Below are 26,103 nucleotides of genomic sequence, written 5' to 3'. Positions count from 1 at the left end.
GAACCGTATTTTCAACAAGAAGGCGGCCCGGTCGGAAACGACCGGGCCGCCTTGAAAAAGCACAGATGATAGCTGTGCGATCTAGAAAACCGCGAGATATCTGAGCAGCGAAATGATGCCGATGATGATGACGATGACCTGGACGATCTGTCTCATCCTGGCGTCGAGCGGCAAGCGCTGCACCAAGTAGAGAACGAGAATGATGACGAGGAATGTGATCAGGATGCTGATCAACATGGATGAAGCCACGGTACCCTCCTTGAAATGGCCTTATGAAATATAAAATCGAGCCGGCAGGGCCGGCTCGATCGGTGCGCGCTCAATACCAACGGCGTGACGACGTATCATTCATCGACTGACCGATCGCCAGGCCGGCAAGAAAGCCGAGCAGGCCGATAACACCGACAACGGCTGTCGTCGTGCCCGGGTTTTCCCGCGCGACGTCCGAGACCGCCTGAGCCTGGCTGCGCAGCTGCTGCGCGGTTCGCGACGCGCGCGCCGCAGCGCTGTCGTAGAAATCCGAAGCCTGCTCACTGGCGTCATCGAGCAGCTCAGCGCCCCTTGCCGAAATGCTCTTGTTGATCTTGGTGATTTCCTTGCGCAGTTCGGCGATCTGCTTTTCCAGAGTCTTCTGGATATCGTCGATATCGGGCAGGTCGGACTTGTTGGTATCGGCCATGAAGTGGCTCCCTTGGTTGTTGACCAAGAGAACGGCGTCGACACGAATTCGTTCCGGCGGATCGTGGCTGTTTGCCATCAGCCAGGCAAAACGCTTGCAGGGGTTCCCGCGCTACAAGCGAATTGAGAGCTACCCTGCCCGCTCGATGCGGATGACCTGCGGCTTGTCGGTAAGGTGACCGTCCTTGGTGATGCCGTCGACGGCCTTGCGCACGGCGGCCTCGGTCGTTTCGTGCGTAACGAGGATCACCGTCTTCTGCACGGCGGCCTCACCGCTGACCGCATGCTGGACGATCGATTCCAGCGAAATATCGTTGTCGGCCATGCGCTTGGCGATCGCAGCAAAGACCCCGATGCGGTCATGCACGGTCAGCCGAATGAAGTAACCGCCGGCATGGCTGCGCATCTGTGCCTTCTTGTAAGGCCGCAACTCCTTCGCCGGCCGGCCAAAGACCGGGCCATGCTGGAAGCCGGGCCGGCTCTTGGCAATGTCGGCGACGTCGCCGATGACGGCCGAGGCGGTGGCATTGCCACCGGCACCGGGGCCTGAAAGCAGCAGCTCGCCAAGGATGTCGGTCTCGATCGCCACCGCATTGGTGACCCCATGCACCTGCGCGATGACCGAGGCCGTCGGCACCATGGTGGGGTGCACGCGCTGCTCGATGCCGCTTTCGGTGCGCTGGGCGACGCCGAGCAGCTTGATCCGGTAGCCGAGGTCGCCGGCCGCGCGGATGTCGGCCTGCGTGATGTTGGAAATGCCTTCCATATAGATGTCGTTGGCCGCGATCTTCGTGCCGAAGGCAAGGCTGGTCAGGATCGACAGCTTGTGCGCGGTGTCATGGCCCTCGATATCGAAAGTCGGATCGGCCTCGGCGTAACCCAGCCGCTGCGCATCCTTGAGGCAGGCATCAAACGAGATGCCCTCGGCCTCCATACGGGTCAGGATGTAGTTGCAGGTACCGTTGAGAATGCCGAACACGCGGGTGACCGAGTTGCCGGCCATCGCCTCGCGCATCGTCTTGATGACGGGAATGCCGCCCGCTACCGCCGCCTCGTAGTTGAGCAGCACACCCTTCTTCTCGGCGATCTCGGCAAGCGCCACACCATGCTTTGCAAGCAGCGCCTTGTTGGCGGTGACGACGTGGCGGCCGGCTTCGAGCGCCGCCTTCACCGACAGGCGCGCCGGCCCTTCATCGCCGCCGATCAATTCGATGAACACGTCAATGTCGGCACTCTGCGCCAGCTTGACCGGATCGTCGAACCATCTTGCCGAACTGACATCGACGCCTCGGTCGCGTTTCGGATCGCGCGCCGAAACCGCTGACACGACAATGTCGCGCCCGCATTGCCGGGTCAGTTCCGCCGCCTTGTCGCGCAGCACCCGCGCCACCGACGCACCGACCGTGCCAAGTCCGGCAATTCCAACACGCAGTGCTTCAGCCATGGAAGGCGACGTCCCTCAAATCAGATCGAATTTTGCTTACCGGTGGGCGGACAGCGGCACCACATTGTTGGGCTGCTTGGCGCTGCTCGACAGGAAGCGCTTGATGTTGCGCGCCGCCTGGCGGATCCGGTGCTCGTTCTCGACCAGCGCCACGCGCACGAAATCGTCGCCATGTTCGCCGAAGCCGACACCGGGCGCCACCGCCACGTCGGCGTGCTCGATGAGCAGCTTGGAGAATTCGAGCGAGCCGAGATGCTTGAACGGCTCCGGGATTGGCGCCCAGGCGAACATCGAGGCGGCCGGGGCCGGAATGGTCCACCCGGCGCGACCGAACGAATCGACCATGACGTCGCGGCGCTTGTGGTAGATGTCGCGCACCTCGGCGATATCGGCGCCATCGCCGTTGAGCGCGTGCGCCGCCGCCACCTGGATCGGCGTGAAAGCGCCGTAGTCGAGATAGGATTTCACCCGGGTCAGCGCCGAGATCAGCCGCTCATTGCCGACAGCAAAACCCATGCGCCAGCCGGGCATGGAGAAGGTCTTCGACATCGAGGTGAACTCGACGCAGACATCCATGGCGCCCGGCACCTGCAGCACCGAAGGCGGCGGATTGCCGTCGAAATAGATTTCGGAATAGGCAAGGTCGGACAGGATGATGATGTCGTTCTTCTTCGCGAAGGCCACCACGTCCTTGTAGAAATCGAGCGAAGCGACCAGTGCCGTCGGGTTCGACGGATAGTTGAGGATCAGCGCCAGCGGCTTCGGGATCGAGTGACGAACACCGCGCTCCAGCGCCGGGATGAAACCATCATCGGGCTCGACCTGCAGCGAGCGGATGACGCCGCCCGACATGATGAAACCGAAGGCGTGGATCGGATAGGTCGGGTTCGGGCACAGGATGACGTCGCCGGGCGCGGTGATCGCCTGCGCCATATTGGCGAAGCCTTCCTTCGAACCGAGCGTGGCCACCACTTGCGTATCGGGGTTGAGCTTCACGCCGAAGCGGCGTTGGTAATAGGCGGCCTGGGCGCGGCGCAGGCCCGGAATTCCGCGCGAGGAGGAGTAACGATGCGTGCGCGGATCGCGCACCACTTCGCACAATTTGTCGACGATGGCTTTTGGCGTCGGCAGGTCCGGATTGCCCATGCCAAGGTCGATGATGTCGGCGCCGCGCGAACGGGCGCTGGCCTTGAGCCGGTTGACCTGCTCGAACACGTAAGGCGGAAGCCGGCGGACCTTGTGAAATTCTTCCATGGCAGTTCCAGACATCGGGGGGCGTTGGGCGCGCGCTATATACTCATTTGCAGGTAGGGTCGAGGGCGGGATCGCATTTGCCTTCGATCTGCTTCAGCGTCTGAGGGCCATGCTTCTTGGCCAGATCCGTCAGCGCCGCCTGGTTGGAAACCGGTGGGCCACCGCCTTTTTTGGCGCCTTGCCGGTTTTCATCCGCCTTCAACTGGGCAAGCTTGGCATCCCGCTCCTCATTGGTGAACTGCTTGGCTGCCACCTTCGGCGGGATATTCAGGTTCGGAAAGGTGCCCGTATCCTTCGGCCCGGCAGTGTCTGCCATCGGCACCGGACCGCCGGTATTCGTGCTCGAACACCCGGCGATCCCAACGAGGACGATCGCCGCGCCGATGCGGCAAAAGCGTGCGGCACCGAAAAAAACAGTCTCGCCAATGTTAATCGTCATATTGTTTCCTTGGCAGCCGAGGTAGAGCGGGATTGGACCCTGTCGGATGTCCCATGTTAATATGTCAAGAAATCGCTTCGGGAGGAACCCCGCGCACAATGTCCAAAACACCCGATTCGGGCAAAACGGAAGATGACGAGCCTTCGACCGTCGAGCAATATCTGGTGAAGGACCCGGAACGCTTCGCCCTGAACATGGCGCGCATGGTCGAGCAGGCCGGTAAGGCGGCTTCCGCCTGGGCCGAACCGCGCGAAAAAGGCGAACTGCGCGACCACGTCGCCGAACCGGTCGTCGACATGGTCAAGACCTTCTCCAAGCTCAGCGAATACTGGCTCGCCGACCCGCAGCGCGCGCTGGAAGCGCAGACGCGGCTGTTCGCCGGCTATATGACCGTGTGGGCGAACGCCATACAGCGCGTCAGCCCCAACACCGAGGCTCCCGACGATGCCGTCAAGCCAGAGCGCGGCGACAAGCGCTTCCAGGATCCGGAATGGGGCCGCAACGCCTTCTTCGATTTCCTCAAGCAGGCCTATCTCGTCACCTCGCGCTGGGCGTCCGAACTGGTCGATCACGCCGAAGGTCTGGACGAGCACACCCGCCACAAGGCGAGCTTCTACGTCAAGCAGGTGTCCAACGCCATCTCACCATCGAATTTCATCCTGACCAATCCGGAACTGTTCCGTGAAACCGTTGCCTCGAACGGCGAGAACCTGGTGCGCGGCATGAAGATGCTGGCCGAGGACATCGCCGCCGGCAAGGGCGACCTGAAAATGCGCCAGGCTGATTACTCGCCCTTCGAGATAGGCAGGAACATCGCGATGACGCCCGGCAAGGTGGTCGGCCGCAGCGATGTCGCCGAGATCATCCAGTATGATCCGACGACCGAGACGGTGCTCAAGCGGCCGCTGCTGATCTGCCCGCCCTGGATCAACAAGTTCTATATCCTCGACCTCAACCCGCAGAAATCCTTCATCCGCTGGGCGATCGAACAGGGCCATACCGTGTTCGTCATCTCCTGGATCAATCCGGATGAACGCCACGGCGCCAAGGGTTGGGAGGCCTATATCCGCGAGGGCCTGCAATACGGCCTCGACACGATCGAAAAGGCCACCGGCGAACGCGACGTCAACGCGATCGGCTATTGCGTTGGCGGCACATTGCTGGCGGCGGCATTGGCGCTGATGGCGCAGGAGGGCGACGATCGCATCCGATCGGCCACTTTCTTCACCACCCAGGTCGACTTCACCCATGCCGGCGACCTGAAAGTCTTCGTCGACGAGGACCAGGTCGCGGCGGTGGAAAAGTCGATGAACGAAAAGGGCTATCTCGACGGCACCAAGATGGCGACCGCCTTCAACATGCTGCGCTCCGGCGACCTGATCTGGCCCTATGTCGTCAACAACTACATGCGCGGCAAGGATCCCCTGCCCTTCGACCTGCTCTATTGGAACGCCGATTCGACCCGCATGGCCGCGGCCAATCACTCTTTCTACCTGCGCAACTGCTATCTCGAGAACAATCTCTCGCAAGGCACGATGGAACTGGCGGGCCACACGCTCTCGCTCGGCGATGTCACCATCCCGGTCTACAACCTCGCCTCCAAGGAAGACCACATCGCGCCGGCGCTTTCGGTGTTCCTCGGCTCGAAATATTTCGGCGGCAAGGTCGACTACGTCATGGCGGCATCGGGCCATATCGCAGGCGTCGTCAATCCGCCGGCATCCAACAAATACCAGTACTGGACCGGCGGCCCGCCGACAGGTGATTTCGGCCAGTGGTTTGCCCATGCCACCGACCATCCCGGATCCTGGTGGCCGCACTGGCAAAGCTGGATAGAGGCCAAGGACAACACCCGCGTGCCGGCCCGCAAACCCGGCAAGCATATGAAAACCTTGGGCGATGCTCCCGGTACCTATGTGAAGGTGCGTGTGTAACGGACTGTAATGTCTGGTGAGTTGACGGCCCGGTAAAAGCGGGCGAAATGGTGTCGTCAACCATCAAGCAGCCGTAATTCGGCAATCATTGCAAAAATACTTCAAGGCTTGCGGATTTGACACAGGTCTCGTTTCCGGATCGGAGACAAAGGTCACCTTGACAGAGATGCTTAGGCGCCGCGGCAAGGATATACCGACCGGGTATCGAGGGGGAATTTGACTTTGAAATCAGCAGGATGGAGCCTCGCAAAGGGAGAACGCCGCGCCATCGTGGCCGCGCTCTGCTCCGTGCTCCTGGCCTCCTGCACCTCGGCCGGCGACCCGACAATGTCGGTTGGAATGCCTGGCTACAATGCCTCCGCTTCGGACATCCATGCGGCCGCCGCCGGCAAGCCGATCGCAACCGCCGATTCGACATCGCAGACGACGGCCACGCAGACGACCGTGATGAGCGAAGGCGATACGGCGCTGCCCGAAACGGTCGCCTACGTGCCGGTGGCCAAGCCCGAAGCCGCCTTTCCACTGACGACGCCCGCCGGCGCTGAGACGATCGTGGGGCAAACCCCGCAGGCCTTGCAGCAGCCGGTACAGACGGCGCAGCAGACCGACGCGGTCGCCCAGAAGATCGCCGCCGCCGATGCCGCCGTGACCGCGCCGAAGCCGGCCGCCGCACCGGTGATGAACAATCCGGTCTATGTGACAGCTGGCGAAGCGCCGCAAGCCGACGCGCCGAAGAAAAGAGGCTTCCTAGCCTCAATGTTTGGCGCCACGCCCGCTTCCGCGACGCCGGCACCGCTGATCAACACGCGATCGGGCGAACAGCCAAGCGCGCAGCCCAAGCCGGCGCCAGCGGCACCGGCAAAGCCGATCATCACCTTGGCCTCCGCCGACTCCACGGCAAAGCCGATACAGTTGGCTTCGACCGGTGACGAAGCCGGTCACATCACGGGCAGCGATGCCCTACCCGGCGTGCGCCAGACAGCCCTGTTCGAAATCAAGCGCAAGTCCGGCCTCGACGACGAAAGCGACGTCGACCTCAACGAGGACGAAGGTTCGGGCGGCTCCTACCAGGTGGCATCCGCCGCCGGTATGGCCAGGCTTGCGCCCAACGGGCTGCTGAAGCAGAACGAGACCGTCGACGTCGCCTGCCTGAAGCCGTCGCTGGTGCGCGTGCTTAAGACGATTGAAGGCCACTATGGCCGCAAGATGGTGGTGACCTCCGGCTATCGCGACCCGGCCCGCAACCGCCGCGCCAACGGCGCCAAGAATTCGCTGCACATGTACTGCGCCGCCGCCGACATCCAGGTGCCCGGCGTCTCCAAATGGGATCTGGCGAACTACATCAGGACCATGCCCGGCCGTGGCGGCGTCGGCACCTACTGCCACACAGATTCGGTCCACGTCGATGTCGGCCCCGAGCGCGACTGGAACTGGCGCTGCCGCCGGCGTAGCGGCGGTGGTGACGGTGGTGGCGACGGCTAACTGAGTGGCGGTCCGGAGCCTGTTAGCGACAAAGATCGTTCCGGGAACATCGTTCCAGTGGGCCATCCCAGACATTCGAGATTAGCCGAAGCGTCCACAACTTCGTCATCCACGGGTGGGAGCAGTAGCGAAGCGATGGGGTGCCTCCGCTAATGATCCAGCCATGCAGTCGTGACGAACCACCTTTGTTTCCAAAGCCCCGGAAAAAAGTTGTCCAAGGCAGCAACTGACGGGTTGCCGGTTGCGCACAACGTCAGTATAAGCCGCTTCGTCTGAGCGCGCCCATCGTCTAGCGGTTAGGACACCGCCCTTTCACGGCGGTAACAGGGGTTCGATTCCCCTTGGGCGTACCATCAACCAACTGAAAACATCCATATGTTTTGACCAGCGCTGACGGCGGTGGCTTTCGTTGTCAAAATCGTTGCTTCTAATCCGATGCAGATGAGAAAGCCTCGCAGGCAAGGCCGCGCGAGGGACCACTTGCATTTTAGCTAACTTGAATGTGGGAACGGTCATGGAATTCCGAGCGGGGGCTCAGTACCGCTGTACTTCATCTTTAAGTGAGGCGCTCGCCGCGGGTCACGCCGATGAGAACGCCGTCGGCGACCTTCTCGACCTTGCCGAAACTGATCCGGGGCGACCAGTCGTCCGACCGTACGCAATCTAGCGATAGCCGGCTTGTCGAAGTCTCTAAACCATTCGTAAACCATGCCGACGAGGTAAACATTTTATGACGAACCGATCAGGTTGCAGAGGGTTGTAGACGGGTCTGCAACAAAGAGGACCAGCCCAGCCATGCACCGTTTACCCGTCGTGACCGCCCTGTTGATCTCTTTCGTGGCAGCGTACGGGACATGCGTCTGGGCATCGTCTGGTCACCCTTTTGATCTGTTCCAAGCTCAAGCGTCACCGTTGGACATACGCGGCCCGAATAGGTGACAACCTTCCTGCAAGCGAATAGCTATTACGGATTCTGCCGTGCGAGTATTCTCCGGATGTCCGGAATGAGCCGGCGTATCGTCCACAGTGGAGGCAAGAATGACTTTGCTTCGCATAGCGCTCTTGTGCGCGACCATGACCTGCATGGCAGGCGTTCCTGCTGCTCGCGCTGAAGACCAGCCTGCTCAGCCGAATGCCCAAGCCGCGCCGGAACCGGCGCCGGCAATTCATTGCGAGGGGCAAAATTGCCTGCCTCCCGCCAAAGACCCCGTCCTCGACTGCAAGGGCCAGGATTGCACACCGGCTCCGGCGACCGACCAGACGCCGGCTCCGGAGATCCAAAAGCTCAAGTAAATGGCATCAGCCAGCGTTTGAGGACCGGTGAAAGTCGGGAAAGCGGCAGTGGCCTCCGATCAATTCGGAACCATTGGCGAAGGCTCTTCGCAGCGATAGACCATGCACTGACCGTCACTGGCCGGCACATAGTCAACCATCGGCACGTAAGGGGCATCGCACTCACTGCCGAACTGGCGGACATAGCGATCATAGGTGTTCGGTCCGGTGCTCAACACAGCGGCACGTTGGCTCTGAATGAGGGCCTGAGTCTGTGCACACGTCATCTTGCGCGTTTCAGGCCGAGCGTTGGCGAGATTTGTAGCGGCAATCACCATCGCTGCCGTGCAAAGCATAATCCTACGTATGGGCATGTTGGCGTCCTGGTAAAACATCATCGTGCCACCAAATTCGCATCTTGTGACGCCGTTCCGCAATGGTCGTGGTGTCACGATACAGCGAGCGAGTCCGCTATCGCCACTATTTTGGCACGGCCTGTGGAGGAACCACCAGCGCCTGTTCGCGCAACCAATCCCAAGTCCCCAGCACATCGATATCCCGCAGCCGGTCCCGGGTGGAAATCGCGTACCATCCGCGCCCTGCATCGAGGACATGGTCGTACGGCTGCACGAGCTCTCCTGAAGCGATCGCCTCGCCTGCCAAAATCAGGCTGCCCAGCGCCACGCCCTGGCCTTGCTCGGCGGCTGCGAGTGCCAGATCGCTGTCGCTGAAATTGGTTCCGTGCCAAGTGCCGTTCGGCTCGACATCGACGCCACGCAACCAGTCCGCCAAGCCAGTCGGGCGTTCGTCGTGGATGAGCGAGGCGCCGAGCAAGTCGGCCGGCGTGCGCAGCGTGCGGGCCAGTTCCGCCGTTGCCACGGGTGACAGAAAATCCCTGGCGATCAGCAGGCTCTCGCAGCCTTCCGGAGGGGCACCCGCATAGATGATGGCCAGATCGAGTTCCATGGTTTCAAAATCCACGGCCGCGCCACTGGTGTCGAGCCAAGGCTCGCAGGCCGGCACCGCCGCCCGCAGGGCCGGCAGTCGATGCAGCAGCCAGCGCCGGCTGAAATCGCGCGGCGCGTAGATCACGACGCTGCCTGGCTTTCGAAAGGGCTCCAGCCTCCGGTACCCCTCCTCCATCAATTCGAGGCAGCGGCGCACGGTGCGCTGATAGTCGCGCCCTGCATCCGTCAGGCGCACTTCACGGCCGAAACGCATGAACAGCGGCTGGCCGATATGGCCTTCGAGCAGGCGCATCTGGTGGCTGATCGCCGACTGGGAGAGGCCGAGCTCGTCAGCGGCGCGGCTGAAGCTTTCCAGGCGCGAGGCGGCCTCGAACCCCTTCAGGAACTGCGTCGGCGGAATGTGCCGGAACTTCACCATTCATGAATTCCATTCAATCGACTAAGGAATCCTTCTCAGTTGTACGGCCGCCGAAGCCGATTAACAATGAGTTCGATACATGAATGGAGAGTGCTGATGAACGACAGGCTGGCACACCAGGTAAAGTTTCGCCGACCCGCGGAGTTCGAGCCGCATGCCAGGACATGGATGGCCTGGCCGCACAGGCAGGACATGTATGGCACCACCCTGCCCGCGATGCAAAGGGCCTACGCCGATGTCGCCCACGCCATCGCCCAGTTCGAACCTGTCACCATGGTGGCGCATCCCGACCACGCCGACGGCGCCCGCGCCCAGCTTGGAAGCCGGATCGAGGTGGTCGAAATTCCGATCGACGATTGCTGGATCCGCGATTCCGGCCCGACCTTCCTGAAACTGGCCGATGGCGGCCTTGCCGGCGTGTCCTGGCGCTTCAATGCCTGGGGCCGCAAGCATGAGCCCTATGACCAGGACAACGCGCTGGCCGAACGGCTGCTCGCCCGCGAGGACGCGTCCATCCTGCGTTCCTTCCTGTATTGCGAAGGCGGTTCGCTGACATCAGACGGCCAAGGCACGCTGATCGCCACCGAAACCAGCCTGCTCCATCCCAACCGCAACCCCGGCATCTCCAAGGCCTGGGTGGAGAAGGAATTGTTGCGCATGCTTGGCCTGGAAAAGGTGGTGTGGCTTCCGGGCGATCCGCTGGACCTGGAGACCGACGGCCATGTCGACGGCATGTGCTGCTTCGTCAAGCCCGGCGTGGTGATGTTCGAATTCAACCCCGATCCGTCCGACCTGCACGGCCGTATCCTTGCCGACAATCTTGCCGCCCTTGCCACCCAGACCGACGCGCGCGGCCGTAGTTTCGAGGTCATCCCGATCCCCGAGGCTTATGACGTCGAGGCGACGAGCGCTGTCTTTGCCCGCTCCTACATCAACTTCGCGCTCGCCAATGGCGGCGTCATCATGCCGGGTTTCGGGCGCCGCTCGGGCGAGGAAGCCAAGGCGGCAGTGGCCCGTGCCTTCCCCGATCGCCGCATCGTCAGCATCGATGTCGGCGCCGTCGTGCCGGCCGGCGGCGCCATCCACTGCATCACCCAGGAACAGCCGGTGTGATGCAGTGGACACGACGTCACGCCATCATGGCAGCAGCAGGATGAGCACTCATGCCTCAGATCGCGATCAAGGCGGCCAGAAGCTGGATGACCCAGCCGAGCACGCCAGCGGCTCATAGCAGACCACACAACAGCAATACCGGAGGTGAGCCGTGCGCCAGTTGATTGCCGCCGCTGTCCAGATTTCTTGCACCGATGAGGTCGAAAACAATCTCGACAAGCTGGAAAACCGTGTCCGTGAAGCCGCAAGACGCGGCGCCGGGCTGGTAGTGCTGCAGGAACTGTTCGAAGGCGTCTACTTCTGCATGGACGAGGATATCAGCCACAACAGCCGCGCCCTCACCCTTGAAGGACACAAGACCATCGCGCGGATGGCGGCGCTGGCGCGCGAAACAGGCGTCGTCCTGCCGGTTTCGCTGTTCGAGCGCGACGGGTCACGGCTGTACAACACGCTGGTCATGATCGACGCCGACGGCAAGGTGCTCGGCCGCTACCGCAAGAGCCATATTCCAAACAGTCCGGGTTACTCCGAAAAACTCTATTTCGCCGATGGCGACACCGGCTTCCGCGTCTTCGAAACCGCCGCCGGCAGGATCGGCGCAGGCATCTGCTGGGATCAGTGGTTTCCGGAAGCCGCCCGCGCCATGGTGCTGATGGGCGCCGAGGTTTTGATTTATCCGACGGCCATCGGTTCGGAACCATCCTTTCGCGGCTGGGATTCGCGCGACCACTGGCAGCGTGTCATGCAGGGCCATGCCGGCGCCAATCTGACCCCGGTCATCGCCGCCAACCGGGTCGGCGTCGAGAAGGGCGAAGCAAACGAGATCGTCTTCTACGGATCATCCTTCATCGCCGATCACACCGGCGCCAAGCTTGCCGAGGCCGACCGCGTCTCCGACAGCGTGATCACGGCAGCGCTCGATCTCGATGAGATCGCGGCCGCAAGACGCAGCTGGGGCGTATTCCGCGACCGGCGTCCCGATCTCTACGGCGTTCTGCTGGAGCCGACACCGGAGCGCCTGCTTGCCAAAAATGAAGCCTGACTGAACAGCCCCGATCGGGGCCAACCCAAGGGAGAACGTGATGAGATATTGGCTCGCGCTGGCCGCGGCATGCCTTTTTGCGACCTCGGCCCTGGCCGAGGAAAAGGTCCTGCATCTCTATTCCTGGGAGTCCTATTTCGGGCCTGGCAGCATCGAAAAGTTCGAGGCGGAGACCGGCATCAAGGTCACCTACGACATGTTCGATTCCAATGACATGGTCGAGACCAAACTGCTCACCGGCGGCTCGGGCTACGATCTCGTCACCATCAATCTCGCGCCGCATCTGCAGCGCGAACTGCCGACAGGCGTCTGGGCGGCGCTGGACAAAAGCCGCCTCTCCAACCTCGGCAATCTCGACCCGGCAGTCGCCGCCCGCCTCGACGAGGTCGACAAGGGTGGCGCCCACGGCGTGCCGTGGATGTGGGGAACCACCGGTGTCGGCTACAACGTCGAGAAGATCCGCGCCATCATGCCCGATGCCCCGGTCGACTCGCTGCGCATGCTTTTCGACCCGGAAATTGCCGCCAAATTCGCACCATGCGGCATCACCATGCTTGACGACGCCGAGCAAGTGCTGGGCCTGGCACTGATCTATCTCGGACTGGACCCGGACACGACCAATCCCGACGAGTTGCAGAAGGCTGTGGACGTGATCGCGAAGGTGCGCCCGTACGTGCGCAAGTTCCACAGCTCCAGCTACATCAACGACCTCGCCGAAGGCGATGCCTGCCTGTCGCTCGGCTTTTCCGGCGACATGCACATCGCCGACATCAGGGCCAAGGAAGCGAAGCGGCCGTTCTCCATTACCTACCGCCTGTCGAAGGAAGGCAATCTGGTGTGGGCCGATATATTGGCAATCCCGAGCGACGCGCCGCACCCGCAAGCCGCGCACGCCTTCATCGACTTTGTGCTGCGCTCGGAAATCGCCGCTTCCGCCGCCACGGACACCGGTTTCTCGACCGCGAACAAGGCAGCACTTGCACTTCTCGACGAGAAACTCCGCGCGGACCCCAATCTCTATCCATCGGCAGAGGCCCAGAAGCACTTGCATCTGCCAAAAGCGCTAGACCAGAAAGCCCTGAGGATGTGGTCAAAGGCATGGGACCATGCAAAGGGTCTTGAATAGCGAACATCCTGAGCGGACCGTGACCTTAACCGCCGACCAGCGGCACGGTAACGGCCAGCAGGAAGCTCCGTGTTTCTGCGCGCGATGTGCTGACACATCCGCCGAATCGCGGTTTACACTGACTTTTCGGCCATTCGCAAAATATTTCGGCCATTCGCAACGTGGATGACTTGCCACCCCGCACCTTACGCTCGTGCAAAACTACATGTTGCTGGCTGGCCGAACCGGAGGCGATGGTCGATACACCGACGTCTGCCGCGGCCCACGTGGAATGTCGGCCAAGGACGCGCGTATCGGCTTAATGGACACCGGCAGTGTATCCGCACGGCGCTTCAGCAGCTTGGCTGACATCTTCGCAACGATATCTCGTATATCCATGGGCGCTCCTCCCGAGCAGCCCCCCACGGCTTCATTAGCAACGAAGCAATTTGTCCGCATTTAACTTTGATGTATCGAAGCGGCGCATTTGTCAGAGGTCCAGAACGGCAAGTTCGACGTGAAGGATGCAAGGCCGCACCATCATCGCGCGCGCTGCCACTCCCGCAGACTTAGCCCGTGTGCTCTAGCCACCCCAAAACAACGCGAGACTCCACTGCGCTCTGCCCCCATACTCGAGCCATTATCACCCCCCGACTCGCACCACCCGGGCACAAATCTTCCCCTGCTAATGCAACCTAGAAGATTACGGCAGCAATGAGCGCTCCCAAGAATAGAGGCGATGCAAATTAGGTGCAGTGTTGCAGCTCAAGCACAGGAAACCACAGCAAGAGCCAGCGTTTACGCGCTATTAGCGTAAGCAGCACAATGTGATAGAGCAGTCTTTGCTTCAGGCGGAAAGAATTGGTGCTGTCTCAGCGGCCATTCCGGCCAGCAGCTCTCTCTGTACGGCCAGGAAAAACCTGCGCACTTCATCACTGGCTGTCGCTCTGTCCCTGCCTGACCCGACAACGAGATCAAGCAGCTCAGCTGCCTTGGACCGCCAGAACGAGGCTGCAGTCTCGCCATGCAGATTGTCGAGCTTGGCTGCAACTTCTCTGACTAGGAATAGCTGACGATCGATCGGGAATGCACGGACTTTTTCTGGGGACATCTTCGCAACCATGAACTGACGCAACGAATCAACCATTGCTGAACAAGCAATGGCGTAGCCTCTGATATGGAAACGGAAGCTTAACGCCGCCGCCGATGCGTCGTCGTGGGAGAAGATGGAGGCGACGATCCGCAACCGAGATGGTCAGTGCGTTCAAGCCAATTTGGTTCAGAAGCGTAGTGGTTGATCGGGATGGGCGAAGCGGCCCTCAGGCCTGCAGCGCCTTCGCCTCGCCGCTACGTCTGCCTGGCACCATCATGTCGCTGGCCATCAGCCCGGTGACACGGCAAAACGCCATGAACGCCCGGCACGCATCCTCGGTCTTGACCACGTCCACAGTGGCGCCGAAACAGGCGTTGAAGGCTTTCTGATAGACCGGCCCTTGCCGACGCGCCGGCCAGTCCTGGAGAAAATCGAGCGCCTGCTCGACGCCGTAAATCTCCTCGACTGGCAGGCCGGGGGCTTGTGCGATGCGCACCGGCACCTCGAATTGCAATCTGTCCATCCTGCATCTCCCGAACTGGCGTCGCCAAGCAACGCCGTTCGTCGTCAAAAGTTGCTTTGACCGGTTTGTGCCACGAAAATGTGTCGTCACTGCGGAAGCGGTGATTTTTGCTGCAAATGGTTGAGGAAAGCCTGCCGGATACGAGGTAATCCGGCAGAACTTTCCGAGTTGGCAGCGCGATTACTGGTTGGCCGGGTCGGTCTCCGCGTCGAAGGCCATGCGCACCACGGTCAGCAGAACATAGGCTGACGGCAAGGCGAAGATGGCGCCAAGGACGAGCGCTCCGGCTCCCGACAGATAGAGCGTCTCGGCGATCGCCCAGTAGACGATTCCGATGCAGATGAAGGCCTGAACCGAGAGAAACGAAGCGGCCGAGGCCGCACCCGACAGGCTTTTGAATGTCTTGATACGTTGCATTGCAATGGTCCGGAAAATGACGCGCCACGCCACCAATGCGCGGCTCTCGGCCGCCGCACGGATCGCGACGCGAATGACTTGGAAGGAGGTGAACGTGCGGTTCTGGACCGCTCAGGCCTGCGTGGATGGCGGTGCACGCGGCTGGTTGCTGGTTGCGCTGGGAGCGGAGACCGCCCCATAACCGGCAACAGACACTGCTGGCGACGTCAGGTTGAGCCGAAGGAAAACAGCTTGCGGAGCCGGCAGGGCCGGATGGCCGCCGGCGAACTTGGCCAGCGCCGGCCGGGCGGCGCGAACCTCCAGCGCCTGTGCCTTGTTGGTGACGCGCAGCAGCGCCGCGACCTCGCCCGACCGTTCCAGGCCGACGCTGGCGCCGCCCTGTGCGGGATCGGCAAACGCGGGCACATCAGGCCGGCCGAGGCACAGCATCGCCAGCAGCACCATGCCCATCAGACATGAGCCGGCTGCCGTCAGCGGCGCTTCAAACGATCTGGCGCGCTTGGGAGGCGATCTCCAAAACATACCCCGCCCTAGCGCACGATGGCCGGAAAGGAAAGCAAGCCATGCAAAACCGGCAAGAGATCGCCCTGGCGAGACGAATATCCCGGCGGCTCGGGCCGCATCAGGCAGTTCTTCCTTGAACCTTTTGCTCCCAAGTGCCAAATCTGATGCGATATTATGCCCGCACTCCCGCAGCGCCCACCCTTCTACACGGACAAAATGGTCACCTATCTCGACGCCGCCACCGCACCCCTCCGAAACACCGGCCAGATCCGCCTCTATGGCGAGGACGGTTTTGCCGGCATGCGCAAGGCATGCGACCTCACCGCGCGTTGCCTGGACGAGCTTGTGCCGATGGTCGAGCCCGGCGTCACCACAGACGCCATCGATCGTTTCGTCTTCGAGTTCGGCATGGATCACGGCGCACTGCCGGCGACGCTCAACTATCGTGGCTACACGAAATCGTCCTGCACCTCGATCAACCACGTCGTCTGCCACGGCATTCCCGACAACAAGCCGCTGAAGGATGGCGACATCGTCAACATCGACGTGACCTACATCCTTGACGGCTGGCATGGCGATTCCTCACGCATGTATCCGGTCGGCACCATCAAGCGCGCCGCCGAACGTCTGCTCGAGGTCACCCATGAATGCCTGATGCGCGGCATCGCCGCGGTCCGGCCGGGTGCCCGCACCGGCGCTATCGGCGCCGCCATCCAGACCTTTGCCGAAGCGGAGCGCTGCTCGGTGGTGCGCGACTTCTGCGGCCACGGTGTCGGCCAACTCTTCCACGACGCCCCCAACATCCTGCACTATGGCAGCGCCAATGAAGGCGTCGAGATGCGGCCAGGCATGATCTTCACCATCGAGCCGATGATCAACCTCGGCCGGCCGCATGTGAAAGTCCTGTCGGATGGCTGGACGGCGGTGACGCGCGATCGCTCGCTGTCGGCCCAGTACGAGCATACGATCGGCGTGACCGACGCCGGCTGCGAGATTTTTACGCTATCGCCCAAAAAGCTCGACCGGCCAGGCCTGCCGACCTGATATTTTAAGACCTGGGGCGACCGCTTTGCCCGAGTAATGGCTGGATGCGGGGGCAGATGGGGATGGCCAGCGACGACGACGAGCGGAGTTTTTTCTCCGAGGTACCGGTTCGGCCCGCGGCGAAGGCGAAGCCCGCTCCAGCCGAAAAACCGCACTATCTCGGCCATCGCGACCGCTTGCGTGAACGCTTTGCCTCGGCAGGTCCAGACGCCCTGCCCGACTATGAACTTCTGGAGCTCTTGCTCTTCCGGCTGATCCCGCGCGCCGACACCAAGCCAGCCGCCAAGGCGCTGCTGGCACGCTTCGGCACGTTCGCCGAAGTGCTTGGCGCCCCCATCGGCCTGCTGCAGGAGGTCAAGGGCATCGGCCCGACGGTGGCGCTCGACCTGAAAATCGTCGCGGCGACCGCGCAGCGCATGGCGCACGGCGAGGTGCATGGCCGCGAGGTCCTGTCGTCCTGGACGCAGCTTCTCGCCTATTGCCGCTCGGCCATGGCCTTCGAGGCGCGCGAGCAGTTCCGCATCCTGTTCCTAGACAAGAAGAATGCGCTGATCGCCGACGAAGTACAGCAGACCGGCACTGTCGACCACACGCCCGTCTATCCCAGGGAAGTGGTCAAGCGCGCGCTCGAACTGTCGGCGACCGCGATCATCCTGGTCCACAACCATCCATCAGGCGACCCGACGCCGTCGCGCGCCGACATCGAGATGACGAAGGAGATCATCGACGCGGGTAAGCGGCTGGGGATCGGCGTGCACGACCACATCATCATCGGGCGCAAGGGATACGCCAGCATGAAAGGTTTGTTGCTGATCTAGGCGGCGACCAAGCCGTGGTCGCCGACAGGAAAGCCAGGGCGTTCGAGCGTGACGCATGTGAGCACGATTTCGTCATCGGCTTCCCTTATTTCAACGCCTTTCCGATAAGCTGCTCGACCACATTGGCTGATAGCCAGGACCATGGTCCTGGCCGGCATGGGACTTCAGTGCCATAGCAGTCTCTTGGCGTTTATTTATGTGTAATATCAAATGGTTATGGCGCAGGCTTTATCGGTCTCGCGCATTGAGGCCGCATTTGTCTAAAGTTTACTCTGTACAATTAGTGATTTCTCATACGACGCTTCCATAGCTGTCGGGCGGATGGCGAATCCCCGAGGAGGTTACCATGACAAACCGAAAGACTCTCTTCGCGGCGCTTGCCGCGCTGACGCTTCTGGCGTCTCCGGCGCTCGCCGGAGCCGGCGGCAATGGGCACGGCAATGGCGGCGGCAACGGTGGTGGCAACGGCAACGGCGGCGGCAACGCTGGCGCCTCGCATGGCAACAGCGGCGCCTCGCACGGCAAATCCTCGTCAGCGCCAGGACAAGTGGCCAAGGCGACGACGGACACAACAACCGACACGACGGTCGACACCACACAGGTCTCGTCCGTGACCAAGGAGAAGAACATCCACGCCAAGCTTGGCAGGCTGAACTCGCTGCAACGCAATATCAACGCCTATATGAACTCCAAGAGCAAGAAGTTCGCTGCCATTCAGGCTTTCGTGACTCAGTCCGCGAAAGCCAAGTTAGCCCAGGCCGCGGCTGAAGCGGCAGCCGCCACGGCGGCGGCTGCTCAGGCCCAACTGGATGCCCTGAATGCGCAACTGACGGCGCTGCAGGTGGACCCGGTCGCCAATGCTGCTCAGATCCAGGCCCTGAATAGTCAGATCCCGGCCCAGCAGGCCGTTGTCGACGCCGACAACGCGGCGGCTGCCCAGGCCGCGACGGCAGCTGCCACGGCCACCGTCGGCACCGATCAGGCATCACTCGACGCGGCGCTGGCGGATATGGCCAACAAACCTGTCGACGCCCAGGTGACGGCTTGGGCCCAGGGCATCCTTGCCGGCAAGATTGACCAGACGGCAGCCGCGATTCAGGCTGGAACGCCGTAGGGACAGCAATCGAAAGGTAGCCAGTCAAGATGCCGCCAGGCTTTCGCCGGCGGCATCGCTGGTTCCTGGACGCAGAGAGCGGTAGCCTCGCCGCCGGCGCAGGCCATCGAGCGCCAACCCTCAGCCGCCAAATCGCGGCTCCGGAACACCGGTCACGCCGAGGCCTGTGATGGCGAACAGGCTGCCACGTAGGACACCGTCGCCGGGAAAGCGCGGCAACGGCGGCTTGGCCATCGAGGTGACATAGAGCGTGTCGAGTTTCGGCCCGCCGAACATCACGCTGGTGATCTTCTTCACCGGCATGTCGATGATACGATCGACGGTACCGTCCGGCGCATAGCGTACCAGGCGGCCGTCATAGACCAGCGCATTCCACAGATAGCCCTGCGCATCGACGGTCGAGCCATCCGCCGCACCGCCCCGGCTGGTGTCGACACGGGTAAAGGTGCGACGGTTGGTGGCCGCTCCGGTGGCGACGTCGTAGTCGTAGGCCCAGATCTCGCCGGTCCAGGTGTCGGCGAAATAGAAGGTGCGGTCGTCGGGGCTCCAGCACGGACCGTTGGAGCAGATGATGCCGGAATCGATCCTGGTGACGGAGAAATCCGGATCGAGCCGGTAGAGCCCGCCGGAAGGCCCCTCCTCCATCGTGTCCATCGAGCCGGCGAAGAAACGGCCACGCCGGTCGACCTTGCCGTCATTGAGACGGTTCCTCGGCCTGTCCGGCTCCGGATCATGGATCAAAGTCACATCGCCAGAAGCGAAATCGAGCAGATGGAAGCCGCGCTGCAGCGAGACCACCGCGCCGCTGCCATCCCTACGCAGCGCCATCGAGCCGATCTTCATCGGCACGTCCCAGGAGCGGATCTCGCGCCCGTCGGCGGTGGCACGGAACACGCGACCGTCGAAACTGTCGATCCAGTAAAGGCGCTCCTGCTCGACGTCCCACAGTGGGCCTTCGCCCAGTGTCGTCTTCACATCCACCACGACTTCGATCTTCATGCCATCCTCCTCTGTTTCGACGACTGCAGCGACTGGTCAGAAGGCGACCTTGTCGCCGCCCTTCAGCGACAGAATCTCGCGCGCCTCGTCGGGCGTCGCCACCTCCATGCCAAGTCCCTCGATGATCTTGCGCGCCAGCAGGACCTGTTCGGCGTTCGACTTGGCGAGCTTGCCCTTGCCGGCCCACAGGCTGTCCTCCAGCCCGACCCGGATGTTGCCGCCGAGCGCGGCCGATTGCGCGGCGATGCGCAGCTGACTGGCACCGGCGCCGAGCACCGACCAGCGGAACTGATCGCCGAACAGCCGGTCGGCGGTGCGCTTCATATGGGCAACGTCTTCGGAATGGGTGCCGATGCCGCCGAGCAGGCCAAACACCGACTGCACGAAGAATGGCGGCTTCACCAGCCCGCGATCGGCAAAGTGGGCGAGGTTGTAGAGATGGGCGATGTCGTAGCACTCGAACTCGAAGCGCGTGCCATTGTCGTAGCAAGTCGCCAGGATGTACTCGATGTCCTTGAACGAGTTGCGAAAAACGAGGTCGCGCGTCGCCTCCAGATGCGGCTTTTCCCAGTCGAACTTGAAGGTCTCGTATTTGTCGGCAAGGTGATAGAGCCCGAAATTGATCGACCCCATGTTGAGCGAAGCCACTTCAGGCTTGAACTGGGCGGCCGGGCGCACGCGCTCCTCGACCTTCATGTAGGGGCTGCCGCCGGTGGTGATGTTGATGGCGGCATTGGTGCCCTGCTTGACGCGGGGCAGGAAGCGGGCGAAGGCCTCCGGCGTCTGGTCGGGCTTGCCGGTTTCCGGGTCTCGCGCATGCAGATGCAGGATTGCGGCACCGGCCTCTGCCGCCGCGATCGCCTCCGAGGCGATCTGGTCCGGCGTGATCGGCAGATAGGGCGACATGGTCGGCGTATGGATCGCGCCCGTCACCGCGCAGGTAATGATGATCTTGCCCCTGGCTGCTGTGGCGCCGGGCTTGCGGCTGGTTTCTGTCATTGTCCGAACTCCTGATCCGATTTCTTCTTGTGTGCCGCTAGCGCCATCAGTCGGCGATCCCGCCAGACCTGCCGCTCACCCAGGCCTTCCCTGGGCAGGCGCTTGCTGCGCTCAGCTTCGACGGTTTTCATGACCTCGCCCGCCCAGTCGACCCGGCGCAGCATCTGCGGGAAGATGTTGGAATAGATGCCCTGGTAGCGCTCGACATAATCGCGCACACCGCCGGGCGCGTTGAGGTCGATGGTCTCGAATGGTCCCATGAAGGACCAGCGCAGCGCCAACCCGTCACGAATGCCGATATCGACATCCTCGACGCTGGCGTAGCCATCCGCGACAAGCCGGAAAGCTTCTTCCAGCAAGGCGCCCTGCAAGCGGTTCATGATGAAGCCGTCGAGCTCACGCTTCATCACCAATGGCGCATGGCCTGCATCGATGAGGAAAGCGCGGGTCCTTTCGAGCGTCTCGGCTGACGTCCACGGCGCAGGCACCACCTCGGCCGCCGGAATGAGATAGGGCGGGTTGATCGGATGCACGACCAGGCAGCGGTGCCGCCCTTGCAGATGGTCGGTGAATTTCGACGGCAACAGCGCCGAAGTGGAACTTGCGATGATTGTTTGCGGGCCGGCAAGGCTATCGATCAGCGAGAAAACCTGCCGCTTCACGTCGAGGTTTTCCGGCGTGTTCTCCTGGACATGGGCTGCATCTGCCAGCGCCTCCGCCAGCTCAGCGACGATGGCGATGCGGCCAAGCACGGTGTCGACGGACTGCCCGCGCAGCAGATCGTTCGCGGCAAGATCGCCCAGTACGCCTTCTATGTAGTCGCGCGCGCCACCTGTCGCGGCGGGCGACTGGTCCCACATCCGCACATCATGGCCGGCGCGGGCAAAGCTGATCGCCCAAGCCCGCCCGATGAACCCGCTTCCGACAATCGCGACATTGGCCATGGATTGTTCCTCAGAGTGTTTCGACGTTGCCGTCGACGCCGAGCGACTGGCCTGAAATGTTGATGCCTGCATCGGACAGCAGGAACGCCACCATCGAGGCCACGTCATAAGGGCTGGTCATGCGGCGCAGCGAGATGTTCTGCAGATAGCGCCCGGTCATCTCCTCGTGGCTGATGCCGACCTGTTTGGCACGCGCCGAGATGACGCCCTCGATGCGCGGTCCCTCGATGATGCCGGGCAGGATGGCATTGACCCTGATGCCGTGCGGCCCAAGCTCCTTGGCAAGGCTCTGAGTGAAGCCAATGACACCGAACTTAGCCGCCGAATAGGGCGTGCGGAACGCGTAACCATGGCGGCCGGCCGCCGACGACATCGACACGATCGAGCCGCCCCCCGCCGCCTTGATCAGCGGCACGGCACGCCGTGCGCACAGGAACTGGCCGGTCAGGCAAATATCGATGCAGCGCCGCCAGTCGTCTGGCTCGATCTCGTCGACACCGCCGGTCGGCCCGGCAATGCCGGCATTGTTGATCAGCGCGTCGAGCCCGCCGAGCTTTTCCTTGATCGTCTCGAACAGCCGGTCGACGTCGTCGTCGCGCGAGACATCCGCCTTGACCGCCGCAACTAGGTCGATCTTGCCTGGAGCGGCGGCCAGCGCCTCGTCGGAAACGTCACAGACGACGATGCGCGCGCCGAGCCGCGACAGCGTTTCGGCGATAGCAAAGCCTATGCCGCCGGCGCCTGCCGTCACCAGCACGCGCTGTCCTTTCAGCCCGGCCAGAAATTCGTCCGCCGATGCGGGTGCCTTTGTGCTCATCGTTCTGTCCTTTTCATTGCAGCCGCCGTTCGCGCAGCGCCATGACGGCACCCAGAACGACCAGCCCGTAGAGAATTGCCCTCGTAGCGTAGGGAAGCGTGGTACCGGCCAGCAGCATCTGCAGCGCCGTCAACAGCAGCACGCCGCCGAGCATGCCGAGATAGTGGCCGCGCCCACCGGTGATCAGCGCACCGCCGACCACGACGACCGCGATCGACGGCAAGAGATAATCGTCGCCCATGCCAAGGCTCGCCTGACCGGAAAACCCGGTCAGCATGATGCCGACAACAGCAGCACAAACGGCCGACAGCATGTAGACCAGTATCAGCGTGCGCTCGACGCCAATGCCGGACAGGCGCGCGGCGCGCAGTCCGTTGCCGATGCCATAGACCCGGCGGCCGAACGGCGTGCGTCCAAGCAGCAGCACAGCCCCGACCACGAAGACGACCATTAGCAGGACAATCGGCGTCACAAAACCGAGCTTGGCCGTCATGAACCAGCGTAGCATTGGCGAGGAAAAACCGGCCGGCGTTCCCTGCGAATAGATCAGCGCGAAGCCCTGCAGGATGCCGTTGGTGGCAAGCGTCATGACGATCGGCGAGATGCCGAGATAGGCGATGCCGAACCCATTGGCGAAGCCGATGGCACAGGCCATCACCAGCACGACCGGCAAGGCGTAGACAAGGGCAGCATCGGAGCCATTGACCATGCCGGCCAGGATGATGCCGGAAATACCGATCGTCCACGGCACGGAAAGATCGAGCCCGCCGGTCAGGATGACGGTACCCTGCCCCAGCGCCAGCACGGCGAGGAAGGACGACAACACCAGCAAAGAATTCCAATAACCCGGGTTGAGGATGGCGCGGCCGAGCCAGATTTGGGTGACGATCACGACGATGAGCAGGCAGGCATAGGCCGGCAGCGCATAGCGCAGCGTCTCGGCATTGCGCAGGCGGAACGCCGGGCGTGGCGATGCCGGACCGCGCTGGCCATGCGACGGCCCGGCGATCTTCAGCCGCCGGTCGATCGGCTCAAGCTGCGAGGGCAGTATGCCGGCGCGCCAGGCGGCGAACCGGGCTCGCGCCGCGCGCAGCTGCACGGCAAGCACGGATGCATGAGACAAGGACCCTGCAAGAGCCGCCAGCACCAGAATGGTGCCTTCCGCGATGGTCGCGTAGTAGGCCGACACATTGAGCACCAGCAGGATGTTCACCACCATCATCAGGATAAAGGCGCCGAAGACGCTGCCGACCGGACCACCCTGCCCGCCGCCAAGGCGTGTGCCGCCGACGACGACCGCCGCGAACATCGACAGAAGCAAGGGATTGCCGACCAGCGGGTCGCCGCTGCCGGTCTGCGCGCTGATGAAGACGCCGGCAAGGCCGTAGCAGCCGCCGGCGATGACATAGACGGCAAAGCGCACCAGAACGACATTGATGCCGACGGCTGCGGCCGAATCCGGATCGCTGCCGACGGCATAAAGTGCGGTGCCGAAACGGGTTCCCTTCAGCCAGAACCAGGCGAGCAGGACGACACCGATCACCACCAGCGGCATTGGCAGCCAGCCGGTGATCGCGTCGCCCAGATAGAAGGTGCCGAGATCGGGCGACACGAAACCGCCGGGCTTGTCCATCACCAGCAGCGTGACGCCTTGCAGGATGAACATGGTGGACAGCGTCACCACGATCGGCTGCATGCGCAGCACCGCAATGAAGAAGCCGTTGAAGGCACCCACCGCCATGCCGACGCCGACGCCGACCGCTGTCCACAACAGGATGCTGGCGCCTGGCGCCATCGGGTCCATGCTCGATGCCAGCACGGCATTGACCAGCGAGATCACCGCGCCGGCGGACAGGTCGAAGCCGCCCGACAGGATGACAATGGTCTGGCCGATCGCCGCCAGCGCCGAGGTCGCGCCGCCGCTCGACAGGAACGACACATCGAAATAGGTCAGCGGCCCGGCGCTGATCCCGTCGACGATGAAAAGCAGGATCGCCAGCACGGCGGCGGCAATCAGCGCGCCACGGTTGCGCATCAGCGCGCGGCGCAGCCCGAAGCCAGTGGAAACGGGGGATGAAACGCTGCTCATGCCGCGGCTTCCCCGGCATGGCCGAGCGCCGGGCGCATGATGGCGGGCTCGGTGATGGCGTCGCCTTCGAGCTCGGCCGCGATACCCCCGTCATAGAGAACCAGGACCCGGTCGCATTGGTGGACGAGTTCGGGAATCTCGGTCGAATGCAGCAGGATCGAGCCGCCTGCGGCGACGTAATTTCGCATCATCACATAAAGCTCATGCTTGGTGCCGACATCGATGCCGCGTGTCGGATCGAACAGAAGCAGGATGCGGCTCTGCGCCACCAGCCATTTGGCGATGGCGATCTTCTGCTGGTTGCCCCCCGAAAACGCACCGGCCCGCGTCCACAGCGCGCGGCGGTCGACCTCGACGGTGGCGAATGCCTCCTCGACCGAGCGGGTCTCGGCCGCCGCATCGACAAGGCCGAACCGCGTGAAGCGCGAAACAACGGGCAAAGTGGCGTTCTGGCTGCCCGACAGTTTCAGGAAAAGGCCCTCGGATTTGCGGTCCTCGGGCACCAGGCCGATGGCCATGTTGGGTCGCAAGGCGTCAGCCGGAGAGCCGAGCCAGACCTTGCGGCCATCGACTAGGACGTCGCCACGGGTGATCTCGGCCATGCCGAAGCAGGCCAGGAACAGGTCCTGCTGGCCCATCCCCTGCAGTCCGGCAATACCGAGGATCTCGCCCCGGCGCAGGTCGAAGTTCGCGCCGTCCAGCTTGCGCCCGACTTTGAGGTTGCGCACGCCGAGGACCGGCGGACCGAAGGCCTGGGCACTATCGGGCTTGGGCGGAAAGGTCTGCTCGATGCTGCGGCCGATGATCTTTTCGATGACGTCGCCATCGGTGACATCGGCAACCGGCGCGGTGACGATGTGGCGGCCGTTCCTCAGGATCGTCAGCGTGTCGCAAAAGGTGCGCACCTCGCGCATGCGATGGGTGATGAAGACGATGGTCGTGCCCACAGCCTTCAGTCTGGCGATGATGTCGCCCAGCCACTCGACGTCGCGGCCGGCGAGCGTCGAGGTCGGCTCGTCGAGCAAAAGGATGCGCGGCTTGCGATAGACGGCGCGCGCGATCTCGATCTTCTGGCGCACCGAAAGCTCGAGCTCGCTGACCTCCGCGTCGAGATCGACGGAAAAACCGAGCTCGTCGATGTGGCGGCGGACCGCCTTGCGGGCAGCACCGCGGCGGATCAGGCCGGAAATGCCGAAGGGAGCATAGGGCAAAAGCATGTTGTCGAGGACCGAGAGGTCGCGCACCAGGGTCATCTCCTGGAACGCCGTCTGCACGCCCAAAGCATGTGCCGTGCGCGGCGCGCCGTAGCCGATCTCCTTGCCGAAGACCCTGATATGGCCGCTACTCGGCCGCACCAGTCCGGACAACAATTTCACCAGCGTCGACTTGCCGGCGCCATTCTCCCCCAGCAGCGCATGGACGCTGCCGGGCGCGATGCGGAACGACACGCTGTCGAGCGCGACGGTCGGGCCGAACGCCTTGCCGATGCCGTCGATCTCGATGGCGGGAAGCGCGGAGTGTTCTGTCATGTCCTCGATCGCCGGGCTGCACACTTTTGGACGCCACGCATTGGCGCGGATCGACGATGCGCGG

The 26,103-nt window shown here is 62.8% G+C and carries 25 protein-coding genes and 1 tRNA gene; 9 read left to right on the top strand and 17 right to left on the bottom strand.

The features are described 5' to 3' along the window. Positions 1-81: 81 nt before the first annotated feature. The 5 genes from EB235_RS20340 to EB235_RS20320 form a co-directional block, all read right to left on the bottom strand. A complete protein-coding gene (locus EB235_RS20340) occupies positions 82-237 on the bottom strand; it encodes a Thivi_2564 family membrane protein (protein ID WP_348626914.1) in 156 nt (51 codons plus the stop codon). Between the two features lie 82 nt (positions 238-319). Next, the gene (locus EB235_RS20335) at positions 320-679 is read right to left on the bottom strand and encodes a hypothetical protein (protein ID WP_027029252.1); all 360 of its coding nucleotides are present in this window, start codon (positions 677-679) and stop codon (positions 320-322) included. Positions 680-808: 129 nt separating this feature from the next. Beyond that, complete coding sequence (locus tag EB235_RS20330; protein WP_027029253.1) at positions 809-2,122, bottom strand: homoserine dehydrogenase; 1,314 nt, start codon at positions 2,120-2,122, stop codon at positions 809-811. Positions 2,123-2,158: 36 nt separating this feature from the next. After that, the gene (locus EB235_RS20325) at positions 2,159-3,376 is read right to left on the bottom strand and encodes an LL-diaminopimelate aminotransferase (protein ID WP_027029254.1); all 1,218 of its coding nucleotides are present in this window, start codon (positions 3,374-3,376) and stop codon (positions 2,159-2,161) included. 43 nt (positions 3,377-3,419) lie between these two features. Continuing rightward, positions 3,420-3,914, bottom strand: a complete 495-nt coding sequence (locus EB235_RS20320) for a hypothetical protein (RefSeq protein WP_245268752.1) — start codon at positions 3,912-3,914, stop codon at positions 3,420-3,422. Here EB235_RS20320 and phaC point away from each other — a divergent pair. From phaC to EB235_RS20305, 3 genes are all read left to right on the top strand, one after another. Continuing rightward, positions 3,914-5,749 (top strand): class I poly(R)-hydroxyalkanoic acid synthase, encoded by a 1,836-nt coding sequence (phaC, locus tag EB235_RS20315; RefSeq protein WP_027029256.1) that lies wholly within the window; start codon positions 3,914-3,916, stop codon positions 5,747-5,749. The two genes, EB235_RS20320 and phaC, sit on opposite strands and share 1 nt — an antisense overlap. A gap of 216 nt (positions 5,750-5,965) precedes the next feature. Then, positions 5,966-7,231 carry a YcbK family protein gene (locus tag EB235_RS20310; RefSeq protein ID WP_032925377.1) on the top strand — a complete coding sequence of 422 codons (1,266 nt, stop codon included), beginning with the start codon at positions 5,966-5,968 and terminating at the stop codon, positions 7,229-7,231. Positions 7,232-7,509: 278 nt separating this feature from the next. Beyond that, positions 7,510-7,584: transfer RNA gene (locus EB235_RS20305), tRNA-Glu, on the top strand. Between the two features lie 999 nt (positions 7,585-8,583). On the opposite strand, the gene EB235_RS20300 is transcribed toward EB235_RS20305, so the two are convergent. Together EB235_RS20300 and EB235_RS20295 are read right to left on the bottom strand one after the other, a co-directional pair. After that, positions 8,584-8,901 (bottom strand): hypothetical protein, encoded by a 318-nt coding sequence (locus EB235_RS20300; RefSeq protein ID WP_432431131.1) that lies wholly within the window; start codon positions 8,899-8,901, stop codon positions 8,584-8,586. Between the two features lie 82 nt (positions 8,902-8,983). Further along, positions 8,984-9,889 (bottom strand): LysR substrate-binding domain-containing protein, encoded by a 906-nt coding sequence (locus tag EB235_RS20295; RefSeq protein WP_051429577.1) that lies wholly within the window; start codon positions 9,887-9,889, stop codon positions 8,984-8,986. Positions 9,890-9,985: 96 nt separating this feature from the next. On the opposite strand from EB235_RS20295, the gene EB235_RS20290 reads away from it, so the two are divergent. The 3 genes from EB235_RS20290 (at position 9,986) to EB235_RS20280 (ending at position 13,170) form a co-directional block, all read left to right on the top strand. After that, positions 9,986-11,002, top strand: coding sequence for an agmatine deiminase family protein (locus EB235_RS20290; RefSeq protein ID WP_051429578.1), 1,017 nt, complete (start codon positions 9,986-9,988; stop codon positions 11,000-11,002). Positions 11,003-11,153: 151 nt separating this feature from the next. Continuing rightward, positions 11,154-12,044: an N-carbamoylputrescine amidase gene (gene aguB, locus EB235_RS20285; protein WP_051429579.1), complete on the top strand. Its 891-nt coding sequence runs from the start codon at positions 11,154-11,156 to the stop codon at positions 12,042-12,044. Positions 12,045-12,084: 40 nt separating this feature from the next. Continuing rightward, positions 12,085-13,170 carry an extracellular solute-binding protein gene (locus EB235_RS20280; protein WP_032925378.1) on the top strand — a complete coding sequence of 362 codons (1,086 nt, stop codon included), beginning with the start codon at positions 12,085-12,087 and terminating at the stop codon, positions 13,168-13,170. Positions 13,171-13,996: 826 nt separating this feature from the next. Here EB235_RS20280 and EB235_RS20275 read toward each other — a convergent pair. The 4 genes from EB235_RS20275 to EB235_RS20260 form a co-directional block, all read right to left on the bottom strand. Then, complete coding sequence (locus EB235_RS20275) at positions 13,997-14,395, bottom strand: DUF6074 family protein (protein WP_245268753.1); 399 nt, start codon at positions 14,393-14,395, stop codon at positions 13,997-13,999. 73 nt (positions 14,396-14,468) lie between these two features. Continuing rightward, complete coding sequence (locus EB235_RS20270; RefSeq protein WP_027029262.1) at positions 14,469-14,765, bottom strand: DUF982 domain-containing protein; 297 nt, start codon at positions 14,763-14,765, stop codon at positions 14,469-14,471. A 180-nt stretch (positions 14,766-14,945) separates the two neighbouring features. After that, positions 14,946-15,182, bottom strand: coding sequence for a hypothetical protein (locus EB235_RS20265; protein WP_027029263.1), 237 nt, complete (start codon positions 15,180-15,182; stop codon positions 14,946-14,948). Between the two features lie 111 nt (positions 15,183-15,293). Then, complete coding sequence (locus tag EB235_RS20260) at positions 15,294-15,704, bottom strand: hypothetical protein (protein ID WP_051429580.1); 411 nt, start codon at positions 15,702-15,704, stop codon at positions 15,294-15,296. A gap of 198 nt (positions 15,705-15,902) precedes the next feature. Here EB235_RS20260 and map point away from each other — a divergent pair, with 198 nt between their 5' ends. The 3 genes from map to EB235_RS20245 all read left to right on the top strand — a co-directional run bounded on the left by map (position 15,903) and on the right by EB235_RS20245 (position 18,662). Continuing rightward, entirely contained in the window at positions 15,903-16,730 is an 828-nt protein-coding gene (map, locus tag EB235_RS20255) for a type I methionyl aminopeptidase (RefSeq protein WP_027029265.1), read from the top strand. Between the two features lie 56 nt (positions 16,731-16,786). Then, on the top strand, positions 16,787-17,548 hold the full coding sequence (gene radC, locus EB235_RS20250) for a RadC family protein (protein ID WP_027029266.1): 762 nt from the start codon (positions 16,787-16,789) through the stop codon (positions 17,546-17,548). Between the two features lie 346 nt (positions 17,549-17,894). Further along, the gene (locus EB235_RS20245) at positions 17,895-18,662 is read left to right on the top strand and encodes a hypothetical protein (protein WP_027029267.1); all 768 of its coding nucleotides are present in this window, start codon (positions 17,895-17,897) and stop codon (positions 18,660-18,662) included. A 120-nt stretch (positions 18,663-18,782) separates the two neighbouring features. Here EB235_RS20245 and EB235_RS20240 read toward each other — a convergent pair whose 3' ends face one another. The 6 genes from EB235_RS20240 to EB235_RS20215 are packed head-to-tail and all read right to left on the bottom strand — an operon-like array spanning position 18,783 to position 26,039. Then, positions 18,783-19,661 (bottom strand): SMP-30/gluconolactonase/LRE family protein, encoded by an 879-nt coding sequence (locus EB235_RS20240; protein ID WP_027029268.1) that lies wholly within the window; start codon positions 19,659-19,661, stop codon positions 18,783-18,785. 36 nt (positions 19,662-19,697) lie between these two features. After that, positions 19,698-20,660: a 3-keto-5-aminohexanoate cleavage protein gene (locus EB235_RS20235; protein ID WP_027029269.1), complete on the bottom strand. Its 963-nt coding sequence runs from the start codon at positions 20,658-20,660 to the stop codon at positions 19,698-19,700. Further along, complete coding sequence (locus EB235_RS20230; protein WP_027029270.1) at positions 20,657-21,604, bottom strand: 3-hydroxyacyl-CoA dehydrogenase; 948 nt, start codon at positions 21,602-21,604, stop codon at positions 20,657-20,659. The genes EB235_RS20235 and EB235_RS20230 overlap by 4 nt, the downstream gene beginning before the upstream one ends. Before the next feature lie 10 nt (positions 21,605-21,614). Continuing rightward, a complete protein-coding gene (locus EB235_RS20225) occupies positions 21,615-22,421 on the bottom strand; it encodes an SDR family oxidoreductase (RefSeq protein ID WP_027029271.1) in 807 nt (268 codons plus the stop codon). Positions 22,422-22,434: 13 nt separating this feature from the next. After that, positions 22,435-24,510: an ABC transporter permease subunit gene (locus EB235_RS20220; RefSeq protein ID WP_027029272.1), complete on the bottom strand. Its 2,076-nt coding sequence runs from the start codon at positions 24,508-24,510 to the stop codon at positions 22,435-22,437. Continuing rightward, positions 24,507-26,039 (bottom strand): sugar ABC transporter ATP-binding protein, encoded by a 1,533-nt coding sequence (locus tag EB235_RS20215; protein WP_027029273.1) that lies wholly within the window; start codon positions 26,037-26,039, stop codon positions 24,507-24,509. The genes EB235_RS20220 and EB235_RS20215 overlap by 4 nt, the downstream gene beginning before the upstream one ends. Positions 26,040-26,103 lie beyond the last annotated feature (64 nt).

This window comes from Mesorhizobium loti R88b (assembly GCF_013170845.1).
GTDB classification, from domain to species: Bacteria; Pseudomonadota; Alphaproteobacteria; order Rhizobiales; family Rhizobiaceae; genus Mesorhizobium; species Mesorhizobium loti_B.
The sequence above is the reverse complement of the archived record's forward strand: the minus strand, read 5'-3'. Positions and strand labels throughout refer to the sequence as shown.